The sequence below is a fragment of the Devosia sp. Root105 genome, from assembly GCF_001424865.1.
Lineage (GTDB): Bacteria > Pseudomonadota > Alphaproteobacteria > Rhizobiales > Devosiaceae > Devosia_A.
Genome location: NZ_LMCR01000001.1, coordinates 356,454 through 368,828 on the forward strand (window position 1 = coordinate 356,454; position 12,375 = coordinate 368,828).

Annotated in this window: 11 protein-coding genes and 1 tRNA gene; 10 read left to right on the top strand and 2 right to left on the bottom strand. The window is 66.7% G+C overall.

What is annotated here, in order from left to right; all coding sequences use genetic code 11:
* Positions 1-91 precede the first annotated feature (91 nt).
* A tRNA-Gln gene (locus ASC68_RS01675) sits at positions 92-166 on the top strand.
* Positions 167-214: 48 nt separating this feature from the next.
* On the opposite strand, the gene ASC68_RS01680 is transcribed toward ASC68_RS01675, so the two are convergent.
* Positions 215-1,075 carry an SDR family oxidoreductase gene (locus ASC68_RS01680; protein WP_055873789.1) on the bottom strand — a complete coding sequence of 287 codons (861 nt, stop codon included), beginning with the start codon at positions 1,073-1,075 and terminating at the stop codon, positions 215-217.
* Positions 1,076-1,202: 127 nt separating this feature from the next.
* Between ASC68_RS01680 and ASC68_RS01685 the strand changes: the two genes are divergently transcribed.
* A complete protein-coding gene (locus ASC68_RS01685; RefSeq protein WP_055873792.1) occupies positions 1,203-1,607 on the top strand; it encodes a helix-turn-helix domain-containing protein in 405 nt (134 codons plus the stop codon).
* A 20-nt stretch (positions 1,608-1,627) separates the two neighbouring features.
* Here ASC68_RS01685 and ASC68_RS01690 read toward each other — a convergent pair whose 3' ends face one another.
* On the bottom strand, positions 1,628-3,124 hold the full coding sequence (locus ASC68_RS01690; RefSeq protein ID WP_055873794.1) for a CoA-acylating methylmalonate-semialdehyde dehydrogenase: 1,497 nt from the start codon (positions 3,122-3,124) through the stop codon (positions 1,628-1,630).
* Positions 3,125-3,216: 92 nt separating this feature from the next.
* Here ASC68_RS01690 and ASC68_RS01695 point away from each other — a divergent pair, with 92 nt between their 5' ends.
* From ASC68_RS01695 to ASC68_RS01730, 8 genes are all read left to right on the top strand, one after another.
* Positions 3,217-4,098 carry a LysR family transcriptional regulator gene (locus ASC68_RS01695; protein ID WP_055873796.1) on the top strand — a complete coding sequence of 294 codons (882 nt, stop codon included), beginning with the start codon at positions 3,217-3,219 and terminating at the stop codon, positions 4,096-4,098.
* 180 nt (positions 4,099-4,278) lie between these two features.
* Entirely contained in the window at positions 4,279-5,307 is a 1,029-nt protein-coding gene (locus tag ASC68_RS01700) for a substrate-binding domain-containing protein (protein WP_055873799.1), read from the top strand.
* Between the two features lie 55 nt (positions 5,308-5,362).
* A complete protein-coding gene (locus tag ASC68_RS01705; protein ID WP_055873802.1) occupies positions 5,363-6,874 on the top strand; it encodes a sugar ABC transporter ATP-binding protein in 1,512 nt (503 codons plus the stop codon).
* A 64-nt stretch (positions 6,875-6,938) separates the two neighbouring features.
* The gene (locus tag ASC68_RS01710) at positions 6,939-7,862 is read left to right on the top strand and encodes an ABC transporter permease (RefSeq protein ID WP_197421061.1); all 924 of its coding nucleotides are present in this window, start codon (positions 6,939-6,941) and stop codon (positions 7,860-7,862) included.
* Positions 7,863-7,887: 25 nt separating this feature from the next.
* Positions 7,888-8,865: a sugar-binding transcriptional regulator gene (locus ASC68_RS01715; RefSeq protein WP_055873810.1), complete on the top strand. Its 978-nt coding sequence runs from the start codon at positions 7,888-7,890 to the stop codon at positions 8,863-8,865.
* Positions 8,862-9,848, top strand: a complete 987-nt coding sequence (locus ASC68_RS01720) for an aldo/keto reductase (RefSeq protein ID WP_055873813.1) — start codon at positions 8,862-8,864, stop codon at positions 9,846-9,848. The genes ASC68_RS01715 and ASC68_RS01720 overlap by 4 nt, the downstream gene beginning before the upstream one ends.
* Positions 9,845-11,560: a glycerol-3-phosphate dehydrogenase/oxidase gene (locus ASC68_RS01725; RefSeq protein WP_055873816.1), complete on the top strand. Its 1,716-nt coding sequence runs from the start codon at positions 9,845-9,847 to the stop codon at positions 11,558-11,560. Before ASC68_RS01720 ends, ASC68_RS01725 begins: the two co-directional genes overlap by 4 nt.
* A complete protein-coding gene (locus ASC68_RS01730; protein ID WP_055873819.1) occupies positions 11,557-12,375 on the top strand; it encodes an aldolase in 819 nt (272 codons plus the stop codon). Before ASC68_RS01725 ends, ASC68_RS01730 begins: the two co-directional genes overlap by 4 nt.

Consider the following 12,375-nt stretch of genomic DNA (forward strand, 5'->3'; position numbering starts at 1 on the left):
TAGACTCGCTCCCGAGGCAACTCAAGCGCCTAACTGCGGCGATTTCCGATTGGTTGCGTCGGTATTGTGAAGCGTGTAGGAACGCGCGCGTTGGGGCGTCGCCAAGTGGTAAGGCAGCGGTTTTTGGTACCGCCATTCCTAGGTTCGAATCCTAGCGCCCCAGCCAGTCCAACGGATGTGAGCAAGATGAGGCTTGACCCTGGTTTTGCGTTCCTCAGTTCGTCGATGGTTTGAAACGCTCTGACACCAGGTCGCGAAGCTCCCGCGGCGGTCGCCCGGCCAGCTTCTCGATGTCCCCCGTGACGATGTCGAGGGCGCCATCGGCGAAGATGCTCTGGATGCTGACTACGGCGTTGGCGACGAAATCGGGAAGGCCAGCCTCGATCATTCCGGCGCGAAGCGTCTCGGCCGGGACCGTGATGTAGCCGAGGGGCTTGCCCATCACCTCCGAGATGAGGGCAGCCCGCTCAGCCCCGGTATAGCTGCGTGAACCCGTGGCGTTGTAGATGGCGCCGGCGTGGCCGTCGCCTATGAGGATGCCGGCTGCCGCTGCCGCGATGTCGTCGCGCGAGACGAATGCAACGCGATTCTCGGCGATGCCGGCGAGGGCGCCCTGCGCTGCCGACGTCTGCACTTCGTCGAGGAGGCTTTCCGCGTAATAGTTCATCCGCAGCACGGTCCACTTCGGCGCCGTCTTGATCAGCTCCTGCTCACCCCGCCAGTAGGATGCTCCAATGGCGGGCTCCTCCTCCTCGCGCGTCCCCGCGGCGGACATCAGCACGATGTGCTTCACTCCGGCTGCGACCGCCCCGCGGATGCCGGCGATATTCTGGTCGCCCCGCATGCCCGGACGCATATCGCTGGTCGGGATGAGCAGCAGACGGTCGAGGCCTGCATAGGCCTTGGCCAGAGTCTCCGGCCGGTCGTAGTCGCCCAGCCGGCCTTCCACCCCTGCCGGCGCCTGCTCGGGCGTCCGCGATATGGCGATGAGCCTGTGTGCCGGAGCGCGGGCCTGTAGCTCGCGCAGAACTGCCTGGCCGAGCTTGCCGCTCGCGCCGCCTACACCGATATTCATGCTGGAACCTTCCGTTACGAACCTTTAGTGCGTAGCGATATGATGGTAACCGGAACATCGCGCAAGAACGGTCAGAACTGATCGTCACGATCACGGGTGACCGTACCTGGCGGCCAAGGAGAGCCAAATGTCCAAGCCGAACCTGCAGCCGGTCGAGATCGACTACGCGGCCGAAGGCGCGGCCAACTGCAAGGCCCTGGGACAAATCCTGGACCGGGTCGGAGACAAGTGGACGATCATGGTGGTGGGCGTACTGTCCGGCGGCACCATGCGGTTCAATGCCCTGCAGCGGGCGATACCGGGTGTCTCCCATCGAATGCTGGCGATGACACTTCGCGGGCTGGAACGCGACGGACTGGTCAAACGCACTTCGTTTGCGACCATTCCGCCGCGCGTCGACTACGAACTGACAGAGCGCGGCCACTCGCTGCACGTGCCACTGTTGACCCTGGCAGCCTGGGCAAGGTCGCAGCAGAGCGGCATAGCCGCATCCCGGCAGCAATACGACGTGCAGGCAGAGCAAGCCGATTGAGGACGGGGCGGAGCGTCCACTCACGCCATGGTCGGCATCTGATACTGCGCGCCGTTGCGGATGCCGGAGGGCCAGCGGGCGGTGACCGTCTTGGTGCGGGTCCAGAAGCGGATCGAATCGGTGCCGTGCTGGTTGAGATCGCCGAAGGATGAGGCCTTCCAGCCGCCGAACGAGTGGTAGGCGAGCGGCACCGGGACCGGCACATTGATGCCGACCATGCCGATATTGATGCGCGAGGCGAAGTCGCGGGCGGTGTCGCCGTCGCGGGTGAAGATGGCGACGCCGTTGCCATAGGCGTGGCGCATGGGCAGGCCGAGGGCTTGCTCGTAATTGTCGGCGCGGACCACCGAGAGCACCGGGCCGAAGATTTCTTCGCGGTAGATATCCATCTCCTCGGTGACGTGGTCGAACAGCGTCGGGCCGACGAAAAAGCCGTCCTCGTAGCCCTGCAGACGGAAGCCGCGGCCATCGACCGCCAACTCGGCGCCCTGCGCGATGCCGCTTTCGATGTAGCCGAGGACGCGCTGCTGCGCTTCGCGGGTGACGAGCGGTCCCATCTCGGAGGCCGGGTCGCTGGCTGGACCAACGCGCAGCGCTTCGATCCGTGGCTTCAGCGCGGCGACCAGGCGGTCGCCGGTGTCGCGGCCGACCGGGACGGCGACGGATACGGCCATGCAGCGCTCGCCGGCTGAACCATAGCCGGCCCCCATCAGGGCGTCGGCGGCCTTGTCCATGTCGGCGTCGGGCATGACGATCATGTGGTTCTTGGCGCCGCCAAAGGCCTGCACCCGCTTGCCGCCGGCGGCCGCCTGCGTATAGACGTAACGAGCGATCGGGGTCGAGCCGACAAAGCTGACGCCCGCGATATCGGGATGCGCGAGCACCGCATCGACCGCCGCCTTGCCGCCGTTGACGACATTGAGAACGCCCGGAGGCAGACCGGCTTCGAGCAGCAGCTCGGCGAGCCGCAACGGTACCGACGGGGCACGCTCGGAGGGCTTGAGGATGAAGGCGTTGCCGGCGGCGATGGCCGGGGCGAACATCCAGAGCGGGATCATGGCGGGGAAGTTGAACGGGGTGATGCCGGCGCCCACTCCAAGCGGCTGGCGCATCGAGTACATGTCGATGCCCGGGCCCGCGCCTTCGGTGAACTCGCCCTTCAGCAGGTGAGGCACGCCGGCGACGAACTCGGCGACCTCCATGCCGCGGAGAATGTCGCCCCTCGCGTCCTCGATGGTCTTGCCGTGCTCGAACGACAGCAGTTCGGCAAGGGCATGCATCTCACGGTTGAGCAGCGCCACGTAGTTGAAGAACACCCGCGCCCGGCGCTGCGGGTTGGTCGCCGCCCATATCGGTTGTGCCGCCACGGCGCTGGCGACCGCAGCGTCGATTTCGGCGGCTCCGGCCAGCGCGACACGCGCCGTGATCTCACCGGTGGCCGGATTGAAGACCTCGGTGAACGCCGCCGCGCGGCCTGGGACGTGGTTGCCGGCGATGAAATGACCGATGGTGCGCATGGATCCTCCTTGTTGCCAGGCGGTCATCGCTCTACGCTTGGTGCGCAGCAACCTCCAAGATTCCACATCCGTTGTGCAAGGACTCACCTTCGATGAACTGGGACGACGTCCGGGTGTTTCTCGCCGTGGTGCGCAACGGGCAGCTGCTTGGGGCGGCGCGGGCGCTCGGGATCAACCACGCCACGGCGGCGCGCCGGATCGATGCGCTGGAGGCAGCGCTGTCCACCACGCTGCTGGTGCGGCGGACCAACGGCACCAGCCTCTCGGCCGAAGGCGAAAAATTCCTGCCCTTCGCGGAGCGCATGGAAAGCGAGATGCTGGGAGCCCAGGAGGCGGTGGCGGCGCGTGACCTGGCGCTGAGCGGCACCGTCCGCATCGGCGCGCCGGATGGCTTCGGCGTCGGCTACCTGGCGCCACGGCTCGGGGCGCTGGCAGAGAAGCACCGGGGACTGCGGCTCGAGCTGGTGCCGGTGCCGCGCACCTTCTCGCTGTCGCGCCGGGAGGCCGACATCGCGGTGACGCTGGAGCTGCCGCGTGAAGGCCGGCTCAAGGCACGAAAGCTGGTGGACTATACCCTCGGGCTCTATGCCTCGGCGGCTTACCTCGCCAACCGCCCGGCCCCGGCAACGGCGGAGGAGCTGGGCCAGCATCGGCTGGTCGGCTATGTCGACGACCTGATCTTTTCGCCGGCGCTCGACTATACCACCGAGGTGCTGAAGGGCTGGACTTCGGACCTTTCAGTGTCGTCGGCCCTCGGCCAGTTCGAGGCGGTACGCGCCGGCGCGGGCATCGGCATCCTCCACAGCTTCATGGCGCGACGCGACGCCACGCTCCACCGCGTGCTGCCGGAGATCGTGCTGCAGCGCGCCTATTGGCTGGTGGTGCATGAAGACCTCAGGGCGCTCAGGCGGGTGGCGGTGGTGGCCGATTACCTCGCCGGGATCGTTGCCGCGGACCGGGCGATTTTCAGCTGATCCGCCGATCATTCTTGCAATAAATTTCAATCACTGAATTATCTTGACGGTCAATCGAGGCCTGCGCAATGGTCGCGACGCCACGGGTTCGGAGGAGCCCCGGCTTCCAGTTATCGACCACCGGCCAGCGGGCCGGCGGCACCAAACCGTTGGAGCTGGCTTCGGCCAGAGGGAGGAAACTTGCGCAAAATTCTGAGCACGCTCGCGATCGCAGCGGCTGCCCCGGTCCTGATGGCCGGGTACGCCACTGCCGAAACCGCCAACCCGTTCAAGTGCGAGCCGGGTGAGAAATACGTGATGAACGTCATGGTCTCGGGGGTCGAGTACTGGTTCCCGGTCTACGAGATGTTCAAGCAGGCCGGCCAGCAGTTCGGCTGCGAGACCGCCTATACCGGGACGCCCGAATACGACGTCAACAAGCAGATCGCCAGCTTCGACCAGGCGCTGGCGCAGAACCCGGCCGGCATCCTGGTGCACCCGATGAACTCCGACCCGTTCATCGAGCCGATCAACCGCGCCGTGGACCAGGGCACGGCAGTCGTGACCTTCGCGGCGGATTCGCCGAACTCGAAGCGCGTCAGCTTCATCACCTCCGACAACCTCGCCGAGGGGACCTATGCGGCTGACGCGGTGGCCGAGGCCATGGGTGGCAAGGGCGAATACGCCGTGCTCGAGAATCCCGGCCAGGACAATCACGACAAGCGCGTCGCGGCGTTCATCGCTCGCATGGAAGCCAAGTGGCCCGATATGAAGCTGGTCGGCCGCGCCGCATCCAACCAGGATCCGACCAAGGCGTACCAGGCGGTGCTGAGCCTGATCCAGGCCAACCCGGAACTCGGCGCGGTGTTCATGCCGGAAGCCAATTCGGCGATCGGCGCGGCGCAGGCCAGCAAGGAGAATGGCAGCAAGGTCCGCGTCATGCTGGCCGACGTCAACGCCAACATCCTCGACATGATCAAGGCTGGCGAGATCTTCGGCTCGGTGAACCCCAACCAGGGCATGCAGGGCTATATGGGCTTCATGCTGCTGTGGCTGGCCAACCACCCCGACCTGATCGACCCGATGAACGATACCGCCCGCTCGGGCAAGAACGGCATGGCCGTGCCGTTCGTCGACAATGGCTTCTCGATCGTCACCGCCGAAAACGCCGACGACTTCTATTGGGACAAGTACCTGAAGCGCCGCGGCACCAAGGGCATCGAAGAATAACAGGCGACACCCGGGGCGCCTGCGGGCGCCCCGGCACCATCCCAAGGAGGACGATATGAGTGGCGGCAACGTCCTCGAAATCCGCAAGATTTCCAAGCATTTCGGCGCCGTGCAGGCGCTGGCCGAAGTCGACTTCACGCTCGAGCGCGGCGAGATCCACGCGCTCTGCGGCGAGAATGGCGCCGGCAAATCGACGCTGATGAACATTGTCGCCGGCATCCTCGCCCCGTCGAGCGGCGAAATCCGGCTCGAGGGCCTGCCGGTCCACATCGGCTCGCCGGCTGAGGCGCAGCGCCTCGGCATCGGGCTGGTGCACCAGGAGATCGCGCTCTGTAAGGACGCGACGGTGGCCGAGAACATCCTGATGGCGGCGACCAACGCCCGCCGCGCCCCGCTGATGAACTTCGCCGAGCTCAACCGCACCGCCCAGAAGGTAATGAACCGGCTGGCGCCGATCCCGGTGACGCGGCGGGTTGGCGCACTGTCCATTTCCAATCAGCAACTGGTCGAGATCGCCAAGGCGCTGACGCTCGATTGCCGGGTGCTGATCTTCGACGAGCCGACCGCCGCGCTGACCGAAGCCGAGACGCAGGCGCTGTTCGGCATTATCCGCGGGCTCAAACAGCGCGGCATCTCGATCATCTACATCTCGCACCGCATGGCCGAAATCTTCGCGCTGTGCGATCGGGTCACGGTCTTCCGCGACGGGCGGTACGTCTCGACCGACCGCATCGCCGAGGTGACGCCGGACCACGTGGTGCGCCGCATGGTCGGCCGCGAGATTACCCAGCTCTATCCCAATAAGCTCGCCGGGGAGCCCGGCGCACCGCTGCTCGAAGTCGAGCGGCTCAGCGATGGTGCGCAGTTCAACGACGTGTCCTTCACGCTCAGGCGCGGCGAAATCCTTGGGCTCGGCGGCCTGATCGGCGCCGGTCGGACGGAGATTGCGCTCGGCGTCTGCGGGCTCGCACCGACCACCCAGGGCAGCATCCGCGTCGACGGCAAGGCGGTCGCCATTGCCGACTACACCGACGCGATCCGAGCGGGCATCGTCTACCTGTCGGAAGACCGCAAGCACTCGGGCGTGTTCCTCGACCTGTCGATCGCCGCGAACGTCTCGGCGCTCGACTTGAGGAAGCTGACGCGGAACGGGCTGGTCGATCGGCGGCTCGAGCTGACGCAGGCGATTACCCTCTGCACCCGCTTGGGGGTGAAGATGGGCGCCATCGGCGACCCGGTTTCATCGCTCTCGGGCGGCAACCAGCAGAAGGTGGCGATCGCCAAACAGCTGTCGGTGAAGCCGCGGGTGATCATCATGGACGAGCCCACACGCGGCATCGACGTGGGCGCCAAATCCGAGATCCACAAGCTGCTGCGCGAGCTGGCGGCGGATGGGGTCGGCATCATCGTCATCTCGTCGGAGCTGCCCGAACTGCTCGGCATCAGCGACCGGGTGATCGTCATCCGCGGCGGCCGGATTGCCGGCGAAGTCACTGGAGCAATGACCGAGGAAGCGGTGATCCGCCTCGCCTCGGGTGTAGGAGGGAATTTCGCCGATGTCGCTTAGCAAACAGGAAGAGCTGGTGGTTCCCGCGGTGCGGTCCGGGCTGTCGCTGGGGCGGTTCGGCGCGATGCGCGAGGCCGGCCTCATCGTCATCATCCTCGCGCTCTGCGTGGCGATGAGCTTTGCCTCACCGCACTTCGCCACGTGGGGAAACCTCCGCGCTATGCTGATGAGCTTTTCGATCGAGGGCATCGTCGTGGTCGGCATGACGGTACTGCTGATCGTGGGCGGCATCGATCTCGCGGTCGGCTCGGTGGTCTGCTTCGCCATGGTGGTCGGCGGCTCGATGTTCCTGATGGGGCTCGACCCCTGGACGGCGAGCCTCATCGCCATCGCCGCCAGCGCCCTGGTCGGCGCCGGCATGGGCTTTTTCGTTACCGTCGTCGGGCTCAACCACTTCATCACCTCGCTCGCTGCGATGGTGATCGTCCGCGGCCTCTGCCTCGTCATCACCAAGGGCACGCCGCTGTCGCTGTTCACCCTGCCGCCCGAGTTCAAGGCGATCGGCCAGGGCGAGTTCCAGGGCGTGCCCTACGTGATCATCATCTTCGTCGCGATCGTCGTGCTGTTCGATTTCCTGCTGCGCCGCGCCACGGCATTCCGCAAGGTGTTCTACACCGGCTCGAACGAGAAGGCGGCCGAGTATTCCGGCATCCGCACCCGCCAGGTGAAGTTCTGGGTGACGGTGCTGTGCTCGACGCTCGCCGGCCTCGCCGGGGTCATCTACATGAGCCGGTTCGGCGCGGCGACGCCGACCTTCGGCGTCGGCATGGAGCTCAACATCATCGCCGCGGCGGTGATCGGGGGCGCCTCGCTGACCGGCGGCGCCGGCACCATCTTCGGCGCCATCCTTGGCATCGCACTGCTCTCGGTGGTGACCTCGTCGCTGATCCTGCTCGATGTGTCGGTCTATTGGCAGGACATGATCAAGGGCTGCATCCTGTTGGCTGCCGTCTCGATCGATCATTTCCTCAACCGCCGGAAATCCTGACCTCCCGGCGAGAGAAAGCACTCCCATGGCCCCCAGTTCCACCCGCGACGACATCGCCGCAGCCCGGCAGATGCACCAGGCGCTTGTCATGCACTTCGTCGAAGGCCAGACCCAGGCGGAGATCGCGACAGTGCTTGGCATCAGCCATGCCACCGTCAACCGGCTGATCAAGCGTGGCCGGGCGCTCGGGCTGGTCGAGATCAAGATCAAATCGCCGATCGAGCACCTGGTCGGCATCGAAGAGCAGCTCTGCGCCATCGGCGGCATCAGCCGGGCCCTCGTCGCGCCGACAGTGTCGGACAATCCGCAGACGACGCTGCAGAGCGTCGGCACGGTGGCGGCGAACCTGGTGCTCGACCTGATCAAGGATGGCGACCGGCTCTGCGTCACCGGCGGCAAGGGGCTGAGCGCGCTGATTGCCGGGATCAAGCCACCCCGCCGCTACGATGTCGAGGTGGTGCCGGCGACCGGGCTGGTGCAGGGCAAGCACTATACCGACGTCAACCACATCGCGACGACGCTGGCCGACAAGCTGGGCGGCCGCGCCTACCAGATGCACGCGCCGCTGTTTGCCGACAGCGAGGCGGAACGCAGCATGGTGATGAGCATGCGCTCGGTGGGCGAGGTGCTGCGCCGGGCCCGCGAGGCGGACCTCGCGATCGTCGGCATCGGCTCGATCCTCAGCGACGATTCCAGCTATTACGACCTGCTCCCCACCTCGTCGGACGACCGGCGGGATATCGAGCGCTCGGGTGCGGCGGGCGAGTTGCTGGCCCACCTGATCGACGGCGAGGGACGGCTCGCCGACTACGCGCCCAACCGCAACCTCGTGGCGCTGACGCTCGAAGAGCTGGCCGGCATCCCGCACGCCATCGGCGTCGCCAGCGGCCCCAACAAGGCCGCGCCGATCCTCGCCGCCATGCGCGGCAACCATCTCGACACGCTGGTGACCGACGAGGCCACCGCCCGCAGCGTCATTGCACTTTCCGAGGCCCATTCGTGACTCAGCTTACTCGCCTGATCGGCCGCTCCGGCATTTCCGCATCGGCCGTCGGCCTTGGCACCTGGGCCATCGGGGGCTGGATGTGGGGCGGCACCGACGAAGCCGCCGCCATCAAGGCGATCGAAGCCTCGATCGATGCCGGCATCTCGCTGATCGACACCGCCCCGGCTTACGGCCTCGGCCGCAGCGAAGAGCTGGTCGGCGCGGCGATCCGCGGCAAGCGCGACCAGGTGGTGATCGCCACCAAATGCGGGCTCAACTGGCAGCACGGCAAGGGCAACCACTTCTTCGACGAAGCCGGCAAGCCGGTGCACCGCTATCTGGGCGCCGACGGCATTGCCTGGGAGGTCGAGCAGAGCCTGAAGCGCCTCGGCACCGACCATATCGATCTCTACATCACCCATTGGCAGGACCCGACCACGCCGGTCGTCGAGACGATGGCGGCGCTGCTCGAGCTGAAGCAGGCCGGCAAGATCCGGGCGATCGGGGCGAGCAATCTCGATGCCACGGAGCTTTCGAGTTACGTGGCCGCCGGGCAGCTCGATGCGATAGAGGAGCGATACTCGATGCTCGATCGCGGCATCGAGCAGACGCTGTTGCCGATCGCGACACGGCATGAGGTCGCGACGCTCAGCTATTCCTCGCTGGCGCTGGGGCTGCTCACCGGCACGGTGTCGGCAGAGCGCCAGTTCACCGGCGACGACCAGCGGCGCGACGACCCGCGCTTTTCGGTCGAGAACCGGTGCCATGCGCAGGCCTTCGCGGCAGAGATCGCGCCGCTCGCGGCAGCGAGGGGTGCCAGCGTGGCGCAGCTGGTGATCGCCTGGACGCTGCAGCAGCCCGGCATTAGCTTTGCGCTCTGCGGGGCGCGCAACCCGGCGCAGGCGATCGACAATGCGCGCGCCGGTGAACTGGTGCTTGGCAGCGACGAGCTGGCGGTGATCGACCGGGCGGCAACAGCACACCTCGTGGCCATCGCATGAACCGGGCGGACAGCATCGCGCGGCTCAAGGCCCGCCCCGCCATGTCGGTGCTGGTGATCGGCGGCGGCATCAACGGCATCTCGGTCTATCGCGAACTCGCCCTCAACGGCGTCGACGTGGTGCTGGCCGAAAAATCCGACTTCTGCTCGGGAGCGAGCGCCGCGCTGTCGCGCATGGTGCATGGCGGGCTGCGCTATCTCGAGAATGGCGAGTTCAAGCTGGTGCGCGAGAGCCTCCTGGAGCGCGACCGGCTGCTGCAGAACGCGCCGCATTTCGTCGCGCCGCTGCCGACCACGGTGCCGATCTTCGATACGTTCTCGGGGCTGCTCAATGGCGCCTTCCGCTTCCTCGGGCTGACCCGGCAACCGGCAAGGCGCGGCGCGGTGGTGATCAAAGCCGGGCTGACGCTCTATGACCTGTTCACCGGCGGCCGGCGCGCCCTGCCCGCGCATGAGTTCCGCTCGCGCGGCGCGACGCTGAAGCGCTGGCCGGCGCTCAACCCGGCGGTCACGGCATCAGCCACCTATTTCGACGCCTGGGTCAGCCGGCCGGAGCGGCTCGGCATCGAGATGCTGCGCGATGCGGCGGGTGACAACGCCATCGCATTGAACCACGCGGAAATTGCCCGCGAGGCTGGCGGGCTCGTCTTGCGCGACCGCATCGACGGCACCACCGTACCGATCGCGCCGCAGCTGATCGTCAACGCCACCGGCGGCTGGATCGACCTCACCAATGCCGCCATCGGCGCCAGCAATGCCCCGATGCTGGGCGGCACCAAGGGTTCGCACCTGGTGGTCGCCAATGCCGAGCTCACCCGGGCGCTCGACGGGCATATGGTCTATTACGAGAACGAGGACGGCCGGATCTGCATCGTCTTTCCCTATCTGGGCAATGTGCTGGTTGGCTCGACCGACATCCGCGTCGACGATCCGGACAGCGTGCGCTGCGACGATGACGAGCGCGACTACATCCTCGCCTCGCTGGCGCAGGTGTTCCCGACCATCCGCGTCGCGCATGACGAGATCGTCTTCCGCTTTGCCGGCGTGCGTCCGCTGCCGGCCAGCGCCGACAGCATTACCGGGCGCATCCCGCGCGATCATTTCTGCCAGATGGTCGAGGGCGCGATCCCGACGCTCTGCATGATCGGCGGCAAGTGGACCACCTTCCGCTCGTTCGGCGCGCTGGCCGCCGATATGGTGCTCGAGCGCCTGGAGCTGGTCCGCACTGCCGATACCGAGGACCTGCCGATCGGTGGTGGTCGCGACTTTCCGGCCGATCCCGGCGCGTGGTCGGCGAAGGTGGCCGCTGACACCGGCGTTGCACCGGGGCGCGTCGCCGAACTGCTGGAACGCTATGGCACCGGGGCAAAGCCGGTGGCCATCGAGATTGGCAGCGGGAGCGACCAGCCCATCCCGGGCACCAGCTATTCGCGCCGCGAAATCGACCACCTGATCCGTACCGAACATGTGGAGACGCTCTGTGACCTGCTGCTGCGCCGCACCACCATCGCCATTACCGGCGCGCTGTCGATGGCCGCCATCGACGCGACGCTGGCGCAGCTGGGCCAGCTGAAGGGCTGGGACGCCGCCCGGCGCGCAGCAGCCCGCGCCGCATGTCTCAGCGAGCTCGCCGATCGGCATGGGCTCGACGAAGCCACCCTCATTTCTCGCAATCCGGGGACCGCCGAATGGCAAACCACAAAGTCCGCATGAACCGCCTGTTCGGCCAGGGCCGCTGCCTCGATGTCGCCATCGACCATGGGGTGTGCAACGAGCCGAGCTTCCTCGACGGCCTCGAGAATATGCCAGCCGTTGTCTCCGCGCTGGTCGCGGCAGGGCCGGACGCCATCCAGATGAATTACGGCCAGGCCGACCTGCTGCAGGAGATGCCGGGCAAAGAGAAGCCGGCGCTGGTGATGCGGCTCGACATGGGCAACCCCTACAACAAGCAGCGGCACCGCTCGATGTGGGCGCTGTTGCAGAACGAGGCCGAACCGTTGATCGGTGCGCTGCAGCTGGACGCCGCGTGCGTCGTGGTGAATCTCTTCATGCTGCCCGACGAGCCGGACCTGTTCCGCCAGTGCGTCGCCAACATTTCGCGGGTGCGGGCCGAGTGCGAGAGGTACGGCATGCCGCTGATGATCGAGCCGCTGGTGATGCAGGGCAATTCCGAGCGCGGCGGCTATATGGTGGATGGGGACGCCGAAAAGATCGTGACGCTGACCCGGCTGGCCCGCGAAATGGGCGCCGACATCATCAAGGCCGACCCGACCAACAATGCCGAGGATTTCCACTGGGTGGTCGAGGCGGCGCGCTGCCCGGTGCTGGTGCGTGGCGGCGGCAAGGAGGACCTTCGCGCCGTGTTCGACAAGTCGGCGGCGCTGATGCGGCAGGGGGCTCTCGGCATGGTCTATGGCCGCAACATCTACCAGCACGCCAACCCGGCCGCCGTAGTGCGCGGGCTGATGGCCATCATCCACGACAACGCCAGCGGCGGCGACGCCTGGGCGCGCTACCAGCAGGGCTGA

Coding starts and splice junctions, on each gene's coding strand:
- ASC68_RS01680 (WP_055873789.1), bottom strand. CDS start 1,075: ATGAATATCGGTGTAGGCGGCGCGAGCGGCAAGCTCGGCCAGGCAGTT.
- ASC68_RS01685 (WP_055873792.1), top strand. CDS start 1,203: ATGTCCAAGCCGAACCTGCAGCCGGTCGAGATCGACTACGCGGCCGAA.
- ASC68_RS01690 (WP_055873794.1), bottom strand. CDS start 3,124: ATGCGCACCATCGGTCATTTCATCGCCGGCAACCACGTCCCAGGCCGC.
- ASC68_RS01695 (WP_055873796.1), top strand. CDS start 3,217: ATGAACTGGGACGACGTCCGGGTGTTTCTCGCCGTGGTGCGCAACGGG.
- ASC68_RS01705 (WP_055873802.1), top strand. CDS start 5,363: ATGAGTGGCGGCAACGTCCTCGAAATCCGCAAGATTTCCAAGCATTTC.
- ASC68_RS01710 (WP_197421061.1), top strand. CDS start 6,939: ATGCGCGAGGCCGGCCTCATCGTCATCATCCTCGCGCTCTGCGTGGCG.
- ASC68_RS01715 (WP_055873810.1), top strand. CDS start 7,888: ATGGCCCCCAGTTCCACCCGCGACGACATCGCCGCAGCCCGGCAGATG.
- ASC68_RS01725 (WP_055873816.1), top strand. CDS start 9,845: ATGAACCGGGCGGACAGCATCGCGCGGCTCAAGGCCCGCCCCGCCATG.
- ASC68_RS01730 (WP_055873819.1), top strand. CDS start 11,557: ATGAACCGCCTGTTCGGCCAGGGCCGCTGCCTCGATGTCGCCATCGAC.